7 protein-coding genes are annotated in these 17,094 nt (G+C 75.4%); all 7 read left to right on the top strand.

Translation table 11 applies throughout. The annotated features are described in order from the left end of the window. The first annotated feature begins 41 nt into the window (after window positions 1–41). A complete protein-coding gene (locus tag ACFQPP_RS00285; protein WP_376914451.1) occupies window positions 42–335 on the top strand; it encodes a hypothetical protein in 294 nt (97 codons plus the stop codon). Window positions 336–364: 29 nt separating this feature from the next. Then, window positions 365–649: a hypothetical protein gene (locus tag ACFQPP_RS00280; RefSeq protein WP_376914450.1), complete on the top strand. Its 285-nt coding sequence runs from the start codon at window positions 365–367 to the stop codon at window positions 647–649. A 61-nt stretch (window positions 650–710) separates the two neighbouring features. Next, the gene (locus tag ACFQPP_RS00275) at window positions 711–1,043 is read left to right on the top strand and encodes a hypothetical protein (protein WP_376914449.1); all 333 of its coding nucleotides are present in this window, start codon (window positions 711–713) and stop codon (window positions 1,041–1,043) included. A gap of 45 nt (window positions 1,044–1,088) precedes the next feature. Continuing rightward, window positions 1,089–4,517: a hypothetical protein gene (locus ACFQPP_RS00270; protein ID WP_376914448.1), complete on the top strand. Its 3,429-nt coding sequence runs from the start codon at window positions 1,089–1,091 to the stop codon at window positions 4,515–4,517. Then, on the top strand, window positions 4,514–4,915 hold the full coding sequence (locus ACFQPP_RS00265) for a YbaB/EbfC family nucleoid-associated protein (protein ID WP_376914447.1): 402 nt from the start codon (window positions 4,514–4,516) through the stop codon (window positions 4,913–4,915). The genes ACFQPP_RS00270 and ACFQPP_RS00265 overlap by 4 nt, the downstream gene beginning before the upstream one ends. After that, window positions 4,905–5,222, top strand: a complete 318-nt coding sequence (locus ACFQPP_RS00260) for a hypothetical protein (protein WP_376914446.1) — start codon at window positions 4,905–4,907, stop codon at window positions 5,220–5,222. Before ACFQPP_RS00265 ends, ACFQPP_RS00260 begins: the two co-directional genes overlap by 11 nt. A gap of 61 nt (window positions 5,223–5,283) precedes the next feature. After that, window positions 5,284–17,061 (top strand): hypothetical protein, encoded by an 11,778-nt coding sequence (locus ACFQPP_RS00255; protein ID WP_376914444.1) that lies wholly within the window; start codon window positions 5,284–5,286, stop codon window positions 17,059–17,061. Window positions 17,062–17,094: the final 33 nt, after the last annotated feature.

Below are 17,094 nucleotides of genomic sequence, written 5' to 3'. Positions count from 1 at the left end.
GCATCCGACCCTGAGAACACCGACCGACGAAGGAGAACCCCATGGCACAGCTCACCGGATTCGAAGCAGGCACCCTGCAGCAGATCATCAGCCGCACGATGGAGCAGGTCTCCGCGATGGAGGCCGCACGCGGCCGAGTCGAGGACGCCACCCAGACGATCGCCTCCGCGGCGCAGGCGCAGGCGGGCACCGTGCTCCGCCAGCGCCTCACCGAGTGGCAGGGCGAGTACAGCGACATCAAGAACAAGCTCGACGTCCTGAACACCCAGGTCCAGACGCTCCTCTCGCAGCGCACCAGCACCGACGACTCGACGACGTCGAGCGCCGCAGCCTGACCCTCACCCCTTCCACGAAAGGAACCGACATGTCCTTCAACGTCGACCTCGTCCAGTTCGAGGTGGCCAACCAGTCGCTCAACAGCTCCTGCCAGGAGGTCGAGCAGATCCTGCAGAGCATCTACGACACCATCCGCCCGATGGGCGAGGCCCAGTGGGGTCGCTCGCTGCCCGTGTGGGGCGAGCTGCAGCAGCGCTGGAACACCGAGTACCAGGAGGTCCAGCAGGCGGGCCTCAACATCAAGAACGCCGCCGTGCGCGTGCGCGAGGAGTTCTTCGACGGCGACGTGCGAGGCGCGGCCGTCTTCAGCTGAGCATCACGGGGTGCCCGCCGCACGGCGGGCACCCCGCGCTCCACGACCAGAGGAGAAGACCATGGCAGACGACGGCACCCGCGTCGCGTTCGATCGCGAGCAGTACAAGAAGGTGCAGGCGCTCGTCTCGGACGTCGAGCGGACGAACGACGACGCCCTCTACGGCACCGACGGCTACGCGATCGGCACGGACCTGCGGGCGCAGCCCGCGGCGGCGCGCTGGGAGGTCGCCGTGCAGGTCGGCAACGACGTGTCGGCGCTCGCCGGCCAGGTGCGCCAGTTCACCGACACCTTCACCGACAAGACCCTCCCCGAGTTCCGCGATCAGCTGGAGAAGGCGGAGCGGCTCTTCGAGGAGACCGACGACCTGAGCGTCGCCGACGCCCAGGCCTGACGGCCCCGCCCACCCACACGAACCCCCTGCGCACGAGGAGACGACATGGCCGACGACGAGACGAACGGCGGCTCGGGCGACCACGGAGCCTCGGGCGGAGGGGGTTCGTCGAGCGGATCGACCGCGACGGGCGGCATGGGTCTCGAGGCGCTCCTCGCCCTCGTCACCGGCGTGGAGGACAGCGGCCTCGCGACCGTCCTCGAGCAGATGCAGGACGCCAAGAGCGGATGGATCACCGGCACGCCCGGCGGCGACGGCCGCGGCGCGTGGTCGGCGAACATGCGGTACGGGTACTACCACTACGAGGACGACGTCCGCTCCTACGAGCTCATCAACAATCCCGGCGCGATGCCGCAGTTCTCGGATGCGTACGAGGCGCTGCGCCGCAACATCCAGACGATCGCCGACGACGACTCGCCCGGCCTCAGCGCCAGGCGCGCCGACACGGCCGCAGCCCTGTTCGCCAACTTCACGACGGTCACCGGTCAGAACGCCGAGCAGATCTCGGCGCTCGCGACGGCGCTGGGCGCCGACGACTCGTCGATCCGCGGATCCGCGGCCGCCGCGCTGCTCGCGCAGCTCACGGCGCAGCAGAAGTCGCTCGAGGCCATGCACCGCCAGCTCACCGACGACGGCGGCGTCGCCGCCGGGCTCGAGGGCGTGGCGGCCGCGGTGCGCACCTTCATGACGTCGGTGCTCGGCACCTGGAACCAGCACGGGCCGGCGATGGGCGCCCTGGCCGCGCAGGCCAAGTCGGCCGTGATGGAGGACATCGTCCAGTACATCGAGCAGGCCGACCGGGAGTGGCGCGCGGGTGCCCGCGGTCGCAACGGCATGACGGTCGAGCACGCGAAGGGCGTGTTCGCCGCCTACACGTGGGGCGACCGCGCCGGCATGGCGCCCGCGGGCTTCACGAGCGTCGGCGGCGACCTGCGCAGCGAGGCGACCTACGGCCAGATCAATCGCGCGATCTCGCAGTCGGTCCGCGACGTCCTGGCGACGATGGCGCGCGAGGTCTTCACGGCGCAGCAGACGCTCGAGACGGCGATGCGCTCGTCGCTGCGGGCGCTCAAGGACATGCAGGACCCGACCGCGACGGCCGAGAGCACGACCCCCGACTACCCGGGTGGCGGCGGCGTCGGCGGCGACGGCCCCGGTGGCGGCGGCGACGGCCCGAACTGGGACGAGATCTTCGGCGACGGGCCGGGCGGCGATGGCGTCGGCGGCGACGGTCCGGGCGGCGGCGATGGCATCGGGGGCGACGGGCCCGGCGGTGGTGACGGCGTCGGTGGCGACAGCGGCAACGGCGACGGCGTCTTCGGCGAGGGTCCCGGTGGCATCGGCGGCGACGGTCCCGGCGGGGACGGCGTCGGTGGCGGCGGCGATGGCGTCGGGGGCGCGAGCGGCAACGGCGACGGCATCTTCGGCGAGGGCCCCGGTGGTGGAGCCGGCGCCGGTGGCGACGTGGCGGGAGGCGGTGGCGCAGGCTTCGGCGGTGGCGGCGACGGCGTGGTCGGCGGATCGGGCGCGGGCGGCGACTCCGCCGGCCTCGGTGGCTCTGGAGCGTTCGGCGACGGCTCCGGCGGGTTCGGCGGCGCAGGGGATCTCGGCGGCGGCGGTGGCGCCGGCGTCGGGGGCGACCTCGGCGGAGACGGCTCCGCCTCGTGGTCTGCGGACGACGCAGGGGGCGGCCAGGGCGTCGGGGGCGTCGGCGTCGTCGGCGCGCCCGGCGGAGGCGGAGGCTCCTTCGGCGGCGCGCGAGGCTCGAGCAGCGGATCGAACGGGCAGCGGCCCGGCTCCGGCGCGGCCGGCCAGGACGACGGCGGCGCGGCGGCGGCAGGCGACGTCGCGATGCCCGAGCTGGAGGATCCGAGCACGGCCTTCTCCGACCTCACCGCCCCCTCCGAGTCCGGTGGCGGCGCGGGCGTCGGCGGAGCGGGCCAGGGCGCCTGGGCGGGCTCCGGCGACCTGGGCGGCGCCGGCGCGGTGGCGCCGGGCGGCCTCGGTGCCGTGGGGCAGGACGATGGCGGCGCCGGCCTCGGCGGCGGCGCGGGCGTCGGAGCAGGCGCGGGTGCGGGTGCCGGAGCGAGCTGGGACGGCCCGGGTGGCCTCGGCGGCACGGCCGGCGGCGACACCGGCGCGGGCGGCAGCGGCGCGGCCGGCGACTGGTCGACGGGCGGTGCGGGCATCGGCGGCGACGTCGCGGGATCGCCCGGTGGCGCCGGGTGGTCGTCTGACGACGCCGGACTCGGGGGCGCCGGCATGGGCGCCGGTGGTGGTGCTGGCGTCGGTGGTGACTGGGCTGCCGGTGGTGGCGCGGGCCTGGGTGCTGACGCGGGCGTCGGTGGTGGTGCTGGCGTCGGTGGCGACTGGGCTGCCGGTGGTGGCGCGGGCCTGGGTGCTGACGCGGGCGTCGGTGGTGGTGCTGGCGTCGGTGGCGACTGGGCTGCCGGTGGTGGCGCGGGCGTCGGTGGTGACTGGGCTGCCGGTGGCGGCGCGGGCCTCGGTGCTGACGCGGGCGTCGGTGGTGGCGCTGGCGTCGGTGGTGACTGGGCTGCCGGTGGTGGTGCTGGCGTCGGTGGTGACTGGGCTGCCGGTGGCGGCGCGGGCCTGGGTGCTGACGCGGGCGTCGGTGGTGGCGCTGGCGTCGGTGGCGACTGGGCTGCCGGTGGTGGCGCTGGCATCGGTGGCGACTGGGCTGCCGGTGGCGGCGCGGGCAGCGGTGCCGGTGGCGACTGGTCGGCCGGTGGCGGGGCTGGTGCCGGCGCCGGTGCAGGCGGCGACTGGTCGACCGGCGTCGGCGCGGACTTCGACCCGATCCAGGGCGACGCCGGCTGGGATGCCGACGACTTCGCCGCCGGCGGTGGCGCAGGCGCAGGTGGCGCAGGTGCAGGCGCAGGCGGTGCCGGCTCGCTCCCCGGCGCCGGCGGTGGCGGCTTCTCGCCGATCGGCGGCGCGGGCATGGGCGGGATGCCCGCAGACGCGCTCGGTGGCGCAGGCGGCGGCGCCGGCGGCGGGCTCGGCAGCGACGCATCCTTCGGCGCACCCGGCGGTGCCGCGGGCGCGGGCAGCGACGCGTGGGGTGCGACCGGCTCCGGGCGCGACGACGCGGGCTTCTCGGCCGGCGGCGCCCTCGCCGGTGGAGCAGCGGGCGGCGCGGGTGCCGCGAACGGCGGCGCAGCCGGCGGAGGCATGGGCGGTGGCGGCGGCGGGATGATGCCGATGGCGCCGCAGTCGCAGGCCTCGCGCGACCGCGATCGCGAGCGCAACACGTGGCTCGCCGAGGACGAGGCCGTGTGGGGCACGTCCAGCGCAGACGGCAACGGCGTCATCGGCCTCGGCGAGGACCGCGAGCCGGTGCAGCCGGCCCACGTGCCCGCAGGCGTCGCAGGCGGACGCGCCCCGGAGGCGAAGCGGCGTGCCGAGCCCGGCACGCCCCAGCAGGCTGCGGCAGCGCAGCAGGAGGGAGCATGATGCAGCTCACCGGAGACGACATCGAGCAGATGATGGCCGAGGTGCGGCAGACGCACGCCGACCTCGCCGAGCGTGCCGCCGAGGTCGACGCGCTCACGGCCACCGCGACGTCGAAGGATCGCGTGCTGAGCGCGACGGTCGACGCTCGGGGCGTGCTCACCGACCTGCGCCTGACGGGCCAGTCCTGGCGCGAGCTCGCGCCGAAGGAGCTGTGCTCGAAGATCGTCGCGATCGTCGCGCAGGCGCAGCAGGAGGTGCAGGAGCGCGGCCGCGCGCTGCTCGGCGAGGGCGGCCCCGAGGGCGTCGACCCGATGGCGGGCCTGCCCTCGGCCGACGAGATGGCGGCGATGATGCAGGGCCTCGTCGCCCAGTTCGGCGAGGTGCGCCATGAGCGCTGACCACTTCGCCGCCGATCCCGACCGCATGCGGCACAGCGCGCGTCGACTCCGCAGCCTGCAGAGCCGCGTGCACGGACTCTCGTCGATGGTCGACCAGCTCTCGTCGCGGTATCCCGACGCAGCAGGCGACGGCGACTTCAAGGAGTCGTACGACACGAACTACGTGCCTGCCGCCACCGCCGCGAAGGAGTTCATGGCCCAGCTGTCGACCTCGATCGACGGCGTCGCCGAGGACACGACGACCGTCGCGCGCGAGTTCGCCGACACCGAGGACACGGCGACGCGCGAGTCCAGGCACCAGCGATAGCAGCACCGGGTCGGAGGACCCGACGGGAAGCCCGCGGAGGGCACGAGGGAGAGGGGACGCGATGGCGCTGATGGTCAGCAACGAGGCCGCGAACCTCTTCCTCGTGCTCGCGGGCGAGCGCTTCCCCATGGCCAACGAGGACCAGCTGCGCGCCCTCGCCCAGGGCTGGCAGCTCGCGGCGCGAGAGCTCGCCGACCTCGACGGCGACGTGCGGCGCGACCTCGCCGCGACGAAGCAGGGCTTCTCGGGCATGAGCCGCGACGCCTACGACCAGTACGTCGCCTCGCTCATCAAGGGCGACGCCCTGCGCGAGGTCGCCGAGTCGATGCTCTCGAGCTCGCAGTTCCTCGAGAAGCTGGCCCTCGACGTCGAGTACACGAAGTACACGCTGATCGGCGCCCTCATCGCGCTCGTCGCCGAGATCGCATGGGCCATCGCCATGGCCGTGCCGTCGTTCGGCGCGTCGATGGCGTGGCTCGCCGCCCGGAAGGCGATGTACTCGATCCTCTTCCGCACGCTGCTGCGCAAGCTGCTCGCCGAGATCGCGAAGGGCGCCGCGTTCAACGTGCTCAGCGAGGTCGCGATCGACGCGGTCGCGCAGCTCGCGCAGATGGCGGAGGGCAACCGCACCGAGTGGGACGGCGACAAGACGTCGGGCGCCGCGGCGGGCGGCGCGCTCGCCGGCATGTTCGGCGGCGCGGTGATCCTCGGCGGTGCGGGGGTCGGCAAGGCCTTCGGCAAGGGCGCGGGCGACGGCGTAGGCATCCCCGGCCCGGGTCCCGGCAGGGGCGTGGGCGACGGCGCAGGCGACGGCGTGGACGTCCCCGGCCCGGGCAGGGGCGTGGGCGACGGCGCGAGCGACGGCGTCGACGTCGGCGGCCCCGGCCGCGGCGCGGGGCCCGACGGCGCGAACCTGCCGCCCACGACGCCCTCCGGCGGCGCGCCGAGGCCCCAGGGCTGGAAGGACACCGCGCAGGACATCGTGACGGACTTCGCGGGCGAGGCCTTCGTCGAGGTCATGACCGAGGGCACCTACAGCGCGATCCAGGGCGAGGGGTTCCAGGTGGGCGTCGGCGGCGTCCTCTCCGCCGCGTCGTCGAGCGTCGGCACCGGCCTCGGCACCGCCGCTGGGCAGCACATCGGCGCCGCCCTCGATCGGCCGGGCGCCGCGGATGGCCACGGCGCCGACGGCGACCCCACCCGGGCGGATCCCGGTGCCGTGCAGGCGCTCAGCACGGACACCGGCTCCGGCACGGGCACGGGGTCCGGTGCGGGCACGGGGTCCGGCGCGGACACCGGGTCCGGCACGAGCGCCGGCTCGGGCACGGGCACGGGCACGGGCACCGGCACGGGCACCGGCTCCGGCGCGGAGGCGGGGCCAGGCATCGGCGTGGGCGCGGTGGCCGCTCCGGGAGCGGCGACCGTCGGCGGCGCGGGGAGCGCCTCGGGTCGCGGCAGCGGTGCAGGCGACGGTCCGCGGCCCGACGACGGTGCGGGCACGTCCCAGGGCCTGCGGGACGGCTCGCAGCAGGAGGCCGGCGGCGACCGGGGCGGCGATGGCACCGTGGCGCCCGCGGGCTCGCTCGTCGACGGCTCGAGCACCGCACCCGATCCGCTCGGCGGGCGGCCATCGACCGATCCGCAGGCCGCTGCGACGGCCTCGTCGACCACGACCCCGAGTCCCGCAGGCGAGAGCGCGACGAGCCATGGCGACCAGACCGCTCCTGGTTCGCAGGGCTCGACGTCGACCGATGGCTCGCTCGACGTCGACGCGAGCGCCGACGCGACGTCGCCGCAGGACTCGGCCACCGACCAGGGCTCGACGATCGCGCAGGGCTCGCCGACCGAGCAGGGCTCGCCGACCGAGCAGGCCGCGACCACCGGTGCGCCGCCCACCGCCGGCCCGTCGTCGTCGCCCGCTCCCGGCGCCGCCACCACCGGGACGAGCGATGGCGTCGCGAACGCGAACGCCGCACCCAGCCCCGGCACCCAGGTGGATCCCGACGCGCAGTCGAACCCGGACGCGCAGGCGAATCCGGATGCGCAGGCGAATCCGGATGCGCAGCCGAACCCGGATGCGCAGCCGAACCCGGATGCGCAGGCGAACCCGGATGCGCAGTCGAACCCGGATGCGCAGGCGAATCCGGATGCGCAGTCGAACCTGGATGCGCAGGCGAATCCGGATGCGCAGTCGAACCTGGATGCGCAGGCGATTACGGCTGCGCAGTCGAATCCGGATGCGCAGGCGATTACGGCTGCGCAGTCGAACCCGGATGCGCAGTCGAACCCGGATGCGCAGTCGAACCCGGATGCGCAGTCGACCCCGGACGCGCAGTCGAACCCGGACGCGCGGTCGAACCCGGACGCGCAGTCGAACTCCGACGTCGACACGTCGCAGTCGGAGGGGCAGCCGACGACCGATCCCACGAGCACGCCGACCGGTCAGACCGCCACGACGGGCCCGACGCCGAGCCAGGCCGCGGCACCGAGCCAGCAGGGCGCCGCCTCACCGCAGCCCGATGCGGCGCCGACGGGCACGGATCCTGACGCTGCCCACATCTCGACCGACACGGACACCTCGAGCACGGACACCGACTCCGACACGTCGGACACGGACACGTCGGACACGGACACCGACTCCGACACGTCGGACACGGACACGTCGGACACGGACACGGATACGGACACGTCGAGCACGGACACGGACCCCGACGCGTCGAGCACGGAGTCCGACGCGTCGAGCACGGACACCGACACGGACTCCGACACCGACACGTCGAGCACAGACACCGACACCGACACGGACTCCGACACCGACACGTCGAGCACGGACACCGACACCGACACGGACTCCGACACCGACACGTCGAGCACGGACACCGACACGGAAACCGACACGTCGAGCACGGACACCGACACCGACACGGACTCCGACACCGACACGTCGAGCACGGACACCGACACGGAAACCGACACGTCGAGCACGGACACCGACACCGACACGGACTCCGACACCGACCCCGACTCGTCGAGCACGGACACGGACTCCGACACCGACACCGACACGTCGAGCACGGACACCGACTCCGACACGTCGGACACGGACACGCACGCCGACACCACCACCGATGCCCCGAGCATCGCGACCGCCGACGCGACCGCCGTCCCGTCGCGCGACCAGGCCCCTGCGGCGCCGACGCCCGCGTGGCAGGCCGCATACGACCAGGCAGCACCCAGGCAGCTGCGCACCGAGATCTTCACGCCCACGCGTCCCGAGGGGCCCGGGCTCGGCATCCGCGGCGAGATCGCCACCGTCGACTACGTGTCGCGCGACCTCACGGTCGACGGCGAGCGCATCCGCCTCTTCGAGGTGCCCGTCGAGATCACGTCGGACGTCGATGGGATGACGCCCGAGCGGCTGCGCGCGGTCACCGACGACGTGCAGGCGCACCTCGACGAGTTCGTCAACGGCCGGCACGCACTCGGAGGCACGCACACGATGCACGTGCGCCTCGACCCGACGTTCGTGCCGAGCGACGCGCCGCCGAGCGACCGCGTGCGCGTCACGGTGCACGACGGCGCGGACATCCATCAGCGCGCATGGTCGACCGACCCGGCCCGTGCGCCGCAGCTCGTGCACGAGGTCCTGCACTTCGTCGGGGCGCGCGAGGGCTACCGCGCTGGCCACCACCTCCTCCGCACGCAGCAGCGACCGGGCGTCATGGGCGACGACGTGCACGACCTCCCGCGCCGCGGGGAGGATGCGACGGGCACGCCGCCGTACCTCACCGAGGTCGACGTCGCGCACATCCACGCGACCTGGCGGGATGCGACGCCGCAGCGTGCGGGCTTCACCCCGACGCCCCACGGCGCGCTGCCACCGTCGACGACGGCGGCGCAGGCTCCGAGGCCGCAGGCTCCGAAGCCGCAGGCTCCGAAGCCGCAGGCCGCCGCGGCGTCGGGCGCTCCGGTCGGCGGCACGCGCGCGCGTCCCGAGGCGCGGGCAGCGACGGGGTCGCAGGCCCCCACGCCTGCGCGGCCGCTTCCCACCGAGCGCCGGATGCACGAGCGGGCAACGCCCCCGGCACCCGTTCGCGCCTCCCGAGGGCCCGCGTCGTGGCTGCAGACGGCGCGGGCATCGCTGCGGCGATCGGGAGGGCCATCCGACGCACGCGCACCCGAGCCGGACGCGTCGATGGAGCTCGGCGGCCGCGCGGCCAGAGAGCCGGACCCCCACCCGTGGGAGGCGCTGCTGCGGAACCAGCCCGTGCCGATCACCGCGATCGATCACCACGACGCCCTGCGCGCGCAGGTCGCCACGCACCTCGGCGTCGATCCGCGACGGGTCGACGACGCGCTCGAGCTGCACGACGCGTCGACGCCGGCCGAGGTCGCCAGGGCGTGGCGCGCCGTGCTCGGTGCGGGCTCCATGACGGTCGACGGCACGACGGCGTCCGTCCGCTGGGATCGCCTCACCGTGCCGCCGAGGCAGGCGCCGACCACCACCGACGAGACCGGCGGCACGTCGACGGGCGAGTCGAAGCCCGACCCCGACGCGATCGCCCGCGACGTCTACGGCCGCACGGAGGCCGTGTCGAGGTCGAGCAAGACGTCGGTGAGCGCCACGACCAAGGTGGAGGCGCAGGCCGCGTTGAGCATGGCGATCGCGCTCCCGCTGCCGGGGAGCCCGCCGCTGCTCCCGGCGCTCAGCGGCACGATCGCGAGCTCGACGTCGCAGGATCTCGCCGTCAAGGAGTCGGCGAGCGAGGCGATCGCCCCGAAGGTCGAGGCGGAGCCCGCGGCCGCGACCCTGAGCCTCGTCCTCACGACGGACGCGGTCACGACGCCCGTGCAGGTCGACGTGCAGCTGACCATGCCCGACGTCACGCACGTCGCGACCGCGAACGCGCAGGACGGCACCTCGTCGCCGAGGGCGACGCGCGATGGGCACGTCCGGCTGCGAGGCATCGCGCCGCGCCGCGTCACGCAGCTGACGCACGGCGACCTGCGGCCGCGGACGCAGCGCGACGTCGATGCGCTCACGAAGGCGCTCGTGGCCCCCGCGGACAGCCGCGAGCGGGGCGACTCGATGACCTTCACCGCAGGCAGGGATGCGCCGAAGGCGACCTACCTCGGCACCGTCGCGGGGTCGTCGAAGCTCACGCAGGACCTCGCGCTCACGGCGGGCTGGTCGAAGAGCGGCGACGCGAGCATCACGGTGGGCTCGCGCGGCGGGAAGACGAGCGTCGTCCGCGGCGGCGGTGGCCTCACGCTGTCGACGAACGAGCAGGTCGGCGGCTCGAGCGAGCAGAAGCGGTCGGCGTCGCGCAGCGACGAGGATCCCGTCGCCGTGTACGCCCTGAGCCGCACGGTCGAGATCGCGGACGGTCGCGGCGCACCGCAGCGCGTCGAGGTGCGATCGACGTTCTCGGTGCCGATCGCCGACGCCGAGCGCCGCGGCCTCTGGCTTCCCGCTGACGTGCTGGCGACCGGTCGTGCCGCCGCAGCGCTCGGCCCGGTGCGGGAGGAGGGCGAGTACGACCCGTCCCGCGACGCCATCGTCTCCGTGCCACCCGACGTGCACCAGACGATCGCCGAGCATCTGGGCCTCTCCGAGGCGGGCACGGCGGCGGTCGCGGCGCGCTTCGCCGAGGCGCGCGGCACGCTCGGGATGGAGGACGCGGCCGCAGGCAGCCTCACGGCGGAGTGGCAGGAGGGGGGCCGCACGCATCGCGTCACGATGACGGCCGACATCGATCTCGGCGCGGCCGACACGATGGCGAAGGACCTCGACAGCACGCAGAAGGAGTCGCTCGGTGCGAAGCGCGAGGTGACGAGGAGCACGAAGGCGGGCGTGGGTCTGACGCTCGGCGGGCAGCTCATCATCGGAGCCGGTGGCCGCACGTGGGGCTCCGGCGTCCTCCAGGTCGTCACCGGCTACAAGCGCTCCAAGAAGCTCAGCAGCGGGACCTCGACGCAGGGCGACCGATCGGCGGCGGGCACGTCCGACGTCAGCATCCACGACGCGACGACGCGACTCACCCTCGTGCACGAGTCGACGAAGGACGCGAACGTCCTGCAGGTCGCGCTCTTCGGAGGCCGGATGCTCGGCAGCGGACCTGCGGCGGACAGGCAGCGCATCGAGGGCCCCGGCGACCCGACGGGGCGCCGTCAGGCGTCGACGTCCGTGGCGATCGACGGCGTGCGGGTGCGCAGGCCGCACGTCGACGTCGAGCCCGCGGGCGATCGGGTGGCGAGCACCGTCGTCGGAGGACGCCGCGCCGACTTCGCAGCCGTCGACCCGGCCGACTTCGGCGCCTTCGCGAAGATCGAGGGCGTCGTGGGGCAGCGCGCCCACGGCGAGCTGATCGAGGCGTCGCTCTCGAAGCGCGCCGACGACGCGCGAGGCGATGGGCACCAGCACCGATCGCCGCTCGGCAGCGGCAACCACTCGAGCTGGGGGTCGCGGCGATTCACCGCCGTCGACGGCCGACCCCTCCTCACGCTGTCGCCGTTCACCAAGCCGGGCACCGTCCCCGGGGCGACCACGCAGCGGATCGCCTCCTACGGCGGGCTGCGATCCGTCGCGCAGGCGGGGCTGCACGGTCGCACGATGCAGACGGGTGCGATGCACCTGCCGGGCACGATCCGCGACCTGCGCGGCTCCCTCGACGTGCAGCAGCGCTTCGCGAACCCCACCTTCGTCTCGACCCGACCCGACCGGACGCTCACCCGTGCCGACGGCGGCGACCGATCCGTCGGCACGAGCAAGGAGTGGAGCGTCAACCTCGGGGGCGACGGCCTGCTGCGCGCGACCCCGCCGGGGGCCGAGCACAACGCGCTCATCCACGGAGGCGTCAAGGGCGGCCGCACGTGGAGCGGCGCGACGGAGCAGGAGCACTCCTCGGGCATGACGAACGAGCGCAGCAGGAAGGGCCCGACGGCCGTGCTGCGCTTCGACTCCGAGCGCGTCTACACGCCGTCGATGGAGCTGCGGGGCTGGCGCTGGAGGACGGGCTACGGGAACCCGACGTTCGCCCGGTACGAGCCGGCATCCGTCGACGTCGAGATGCCGGTGCAGGAGGCGGTGGCGCTGCTGCAGAAGCACGGCGTCGACCTGCCGCCCGAGCTCGAGCCGTTCGCCGCAGCGCCGCAGCGTGCCGTCGACGACGGCGCCGAGATCTCGGAGGTCGCACGGGATCCCGCGCCGCAGCCGGAGCCTCGCCCCACGCACCTCGAGCACGACTCGGATGCCGTCGTGTCCGGGGGCGTCGTGCCCGTCGACCTCGCGGCGATCGAGGCGAGCCTCGAGGCTGCGGGACTGGATCGCGGGCATCGAGCGACCGTGCTCGCCGAGGTGCGCGCGCTCACCACGCCGGCCGAGGGCTCCGTGGCGCTCCGCGACGCGTTCGTGCGGCCGAAGCGGGTCACGGTGCCCCTGCACGCAGGCACGTTCCGGCGGCGGAGCATCACGATCGAGCTGTCGGCCACCCGCACACCCGAGTCGGGCAAGGGCAAGGGCAAGGGCAAGGGCAAGGCTGCGGCGACGGACGCGGCGCCGGCGCGGACCCCGCTGCGCGGCGAGACGCTGTCGACCGAGCGCAGCAGCGGAGCCTCGGGCAAGACGTCGCGGTCGAGGCAGTGGACGCTGGGGGTCTTCGGCAGGGCCGGCTACTTCCATCGCGCGCAGGGCGTCTCCGACGTGGGCGGCGAGGCAGGCTTGCAGTTCGACCGCGGGGTCGTCGACCGCACCACCGAGTCGAGCACGACGCGGCCCGGTCCGTCGAAGGTGTCGTCGACCGTCGAGTTCTCCGAGCTCGAGCAGCACCGCGTGCCTGCGACGTTCACGGTCGACCTGACGATGCACGACGTGCTCGGCCCCGTGGTCGACCCGTTCGTCCCGCGCACGCTGAGCGGAGGCGACCACCGCGGCATCGGGAGCTTCGCAGCCGAGGGGTTCGTGGACCTCGTCGTGCCGCAGGACTCGCCCGAGGTGCAGCCCGTCGAGCCGGAGGCGGATGCCGAGGACATCCATCTGCCCGCCGTGGGGGCGTGGCGCCCCGTGACCTGGGACTCCGACGCGATCCAGGCCGTGCGAGACGGTGCGATGGCCCAGCTCGGCACGAGGGGCGCGACCCGCGACGGCGACGCCTACGCGGACGCCATCGACGCCGTGCTGTCGAACCAGATGCTCTTCAACGCCATCCCGACGATCGTGTCGGGTGCGCAGCTCGATCCCGATCGGCTCATCGCTCGCGGAGGTGCCCTGCGCGACGTGCTCGCCGACGTGTCGATCTCGGGCGCACTCGTCACCCCCCGGGTGCGCGTGGGCGTCCCCGCGCCGAAGGCCACGCTGAAGCACACCGTCGACCTCTCGAGCGGCCTCACCGACGGGCAGAAGCGCGGCGACGAGAAGGGCCTGGCCCTGCCGCTCACCGCGGTGGGCGTGACCGAGCCCGGCGTGGTCGTGGGCGGCCTCGTGCCCTCGTACTCGGTCGCGTCGAGTCGGAGCAGCGCGCAGGGCGTCGACGTCAAGACCTCCGAGACCTACACGCACGCAGGCAGGTCGGTGATCGTCGACGCCACGCTGCGCCTCCGCGTGCAGGCGGGCACGAGCACGATCGTGAGCAGCGGTGGTCCGCGACGGCCGGAGGAGATCGACGTGCCGATCGTGCTGCAGGTGTGGGAGCAGCAGCTCGCCGGGCTCGGCCTGTCGATGCCCGACGTCGAGGGTGAGCGCGAGCGAGCGGCTGCGACGCGATCGTCGGAGCGTCGGCAGGCGCAGCTCGACGAGGCGGCGCGCGAGCGCCAGGAGCGAGCCGACGCCTCGGCCCGAGAGCGGGCGAGGGGCGAGGAGCAGGAGCGGGCCGCGCGCGACGAGGAGCGTGCGGCGGATCGTGCGCAGGCGCAGCGCGACGAGGCCGCGCGTGCCGCAGCCGAGCGGACGGACGGGGAGCGGCGTGCCGCGGCCGACCGCGCCGAGCGGGAGCGGTCCGAGCGGGAGCGCACGCGCGCGGAGGATCGCGCACAGGCGCGTCGCGACGAGAGGCGGCGAGCGCAGCAGGAGGAGGACGACGCGTCGGCGCGCGAGCGTGCGCGCGGCGACGCGCGGGAGCGGGCCGAGCGGGCCCAGCAGCGCGTCGACGATCGTGCGCAGGCCGAGCTCGACGAGGCGGCGCGCGCGAGCCAGGAGCGCGCGGACGCGGAGCAGCGCGGCGAGGCGGATCGTGCGGAGCGGGAGCGCGTCGCGCGGGATCGCCAGCGGGCGGACGAGCGTGCGCGGGCGCAGCGCGACGAGGCAGCGCGCGTCGAGCAGGAGCGCGGCGACGCGGCGGCGCGGGATCGGGCGACGGCCGAGGAGCGGGAGCGGGCGCGGCGCGACGAGCAGCGGGCGGCGGATCGGGCGCAGGCGCAGCGCGACGAGGCGACGCGCGCGACGCAGGAGGGTGCCGCGCTCGATCGTGCAGAGGCGGATCGTGCGAGCGCGCAGCAGCGGGCGGCGGATCGTGCGCAGGCGGAGCGCGACGAGGCGGCGCGGGCCGAGCAGGAGCGGGCCGACGCGGTGGCGCGCGAGGCTGCGCAGGACGAGCAGCAGGAGCGGGCCGCTCGGGAGCGGCAGCGGGCGGCGGATCGTGCGCAGGCGGAGCGCGAGGAGGCGGCGCGCGTCGAGCAGGAGCGAGTGGATCGTGCGGCTCGCGAGCCCGCGGTGCGTGCGACGGGGGAGTCGGTCGCCGCCGAGGGGTCGCTCGGGGGGTCGCTCGAGGGCGACGCGGCGATCGGCGCCACCGGGGATGCGCCGATCGCGCCCGACGGCCCTGCGGCGGGCGAGGTCGCCGCCGACGCGACGGCGGGGTCCGTCGCATCCGAGGGGTCGCTCGGGGCTGACGCCGCGGCCGCCGAGGTGGCGCGACCGGTCGACGCCGAGGGATCGCCGGAGGGCGAGGGCGTCGCAGACCCGACGCGGGAGCCGGTCGACGCGGAGGGGTCGCCGGAGCGCGACGCCGCCGCCGCTGCGACGGGGGAGCCGGTCGACGCCGACCGCGCGGAGCAGGAGCGCATCGCTCGGGACCGTCGGCGGGAGGACGAGCGTGCGCAGGCGCAGCGCGACGAGTCGGCGCGCATCGAGCAGGAGCGCGGCGACGCGGCGGCGGCGGAGCTCGCGCGGGATGCGGAGCGCGAGCGGGCCGGGCGCGCGGAGCAGCGGGCGGCGGATCGTGCGCAGGCGCAGCGCGACGAGGCGGCGCGCGTGACGCAGGAGGGTGCCGCGCACGAGCGTGCCGAGTCGGATCGTGCGAGCGCGCAGCAGCGGGCGACGGATCGTGCGCAGGCGCAGCGCGACGAGGCGTCGCGGGTCGAGCAGGAGCGCGGCGATGCGGCGGCGCGGGAGCGCATGCAGGGCGAGCAGCAGGAGCGGGCCGCGCGGGAGTGGCAGCGGGCCTCGGATCGTGCGCAGGAGGAGCGCGAGGAGGCGGCGCGCGTCGAGCAGGAGCAGGCCGATCGTGCGGCTCGCGAGCGCGCCGAGCGTGCGGAGCAGGACAGGGCGCAGCGTGCGCGGCAGCGGGCGTCGGAGCATGCGCAGGCGCAGCGCGACGAGGCGGCGCGCACGACCGAGGAGCGAGCCGATGGCGACGCTCGCGAGCGCGCCGAGCGTGGCGAGCGCGAGATGGCCCGGCGGGAGCGGCAGCGCGAGTCGGATCGCGATCGGGCGCGCAGCGACGAGGAGGCTCGCACGCAGCAGGAGCGCGACGACGCGTCGGCACGCGATGCGGCGCGGGACGCCGAGCGGGAGCGCGAGCGACGCGATCGGCAGCGGGCGTCGGATCGCGAGCAGGCGCGCCGCGACGAGGAGGCGCGTGCGCAGCAGGAGCGCGACGACGCGGCGGCGCGAGCCGCGGCGAGGGGTGCAGAGCAGGAGCGCGTGGGGCGCGAGCGGCAGCGTGCATCCGACCGCGCGCAGGCGCGCCGCGACGAGGCTGCGCGTGCGACCCAGGAGCGGCGAGAGCGCGAGGCGATCGAGCAGCAGGCGCGGAGGGAGCGCGAGCGGGCCGAGGACGCCGAGCGCGCGACCGCCGAGCAGGAGCGGCAGGAGCAGCAGGAGGAGGTCAGGAGCGCGGAGGCCGAGCTGCGCAGGGCCCGGAGGGTCGAGGCGGAGCGTGTCGCGAGGGAGCGCGCCCAGGTGCAGCGCGCGGCGGATGCGCGGTCGCAGGAGGCGTCGAGCGGGGGCGGCGGCTCCGGCGAGCGAGCACGCGCGGCGGCGGCACGCGACGCCGGAGGGGCCGTCGATGCTCGGGTCGAGCGCACGGAGGTGCGGGCACCCCGACCGCTGCCCGCGCGGGACGCCGGCGATCCCGTGTCGGCCGTGCAGCGCGGCTCCGAGGCCGACGCCGCCCCGGTCGTCGAGGCCGGCTCGTCGCGCGACGTCGGCTCGTCGCGCAGCGCCGACCCGGTCGTCCGCACCGACCCGGTCGGCCACGCCGCCCCGGTCGTCGACGCGGGCTCGTCGCGCGACGTCGGCTCGTCGCGCGGCGCCGACCCGGTCGTCGGCTCGTCGCGCGACGTCGGCGATGACCCCGCGCAGGCGCCTGCCGCGACGCGTGCGCTCGAGGAGCGCGACGATCCGCAGCAGGCGGCGCCCGAGCAGCAGGCGGCGGCCCCGTCGTCCGCCCCGTCGTCGAGCACCACCTGGATCCCGAAGGCCCCCACGGCGGGCTACGTGCCCGAGGAGGAGGACGAGCACGAGGATCGCGGCGTGCTCCTGCCGGACGGCACGGTCACCGGCGACGACGCCGTCTTCGACGCGCAGTCGTTCTTCGACGACGCGCTCAGCGACGCACGCTGACGACGGGCGGCCGCGTCGCGGTGAACCCCTCGC

The organism is Agrococcus sp. GCM10030265 (genome assembly GCF_042666675.1).
GTDB lineage: Bacteria > Actinomycetota > Actinomycetes > Actinomycetales > Microbacteriaceae > Agrococcus.
Note: the sequence above shows the minus strand (reverse complement) of the source record. Positions and strands in the feature narration are given on the sequence as shown.

What these genes read in the sequence shown, in the direction of transcription:
- ACFQPP_RS00275 (WP_376914449.1), top strand. Translation starts at nt 711, where the DNA reads ATGGCAGACGACGGCACCCGCGTCGCGTTCGATCGCGAGCAGTACAAG.
- ACFQPP_RS00285 (WP_376914451.1), top strand. Translation starts at nt 42, where the DNA reads ATGGCACAGCTCACCGGATTCGAAGCAGGCACCCTGCAGCAGATCATC.
- ACFQPP_RS00280 (WP_376914450.1), top strand. Translation starts at nt 365, where the DNA reads ATGTCCTTCAACGTCGACCTCGTCCAGTTCGAGGTGGCCAACCAGTCG.
- ACFQPP_RS00270 (WP_376914448.1), top strand. Translation starts at nt 1,089, where the DNA reads ATGGCCGACGACGAGACGAACGGCGGCTCGGGCGACCACGGAGCCTCG.
- ACFQPP_RS00265 (WP_376914447.1), top strand. Translation starts at nt 4,514, where the DNA reads ATGATGCAGCTCACCGGAGACGACATCGAGCAGATGATGGCCGAGGTG.
- ACFQPP_RS00255 (WP_376914444.1), top strand. Translation starts at nt 5,284, where the DNA reads ATGGCGCTGATGGTCAGCAACGAGGCCGCGAACCTCTTCCTCGTGCTC.
- ACFQPP_RS00260 (WP_376914446.1), top strand. Translation starts at nt 4,905, where the DNA reads ATGAGCGCTGACCACTTCGCCGCCGATCCCGACCGCATGCGGCACAGC.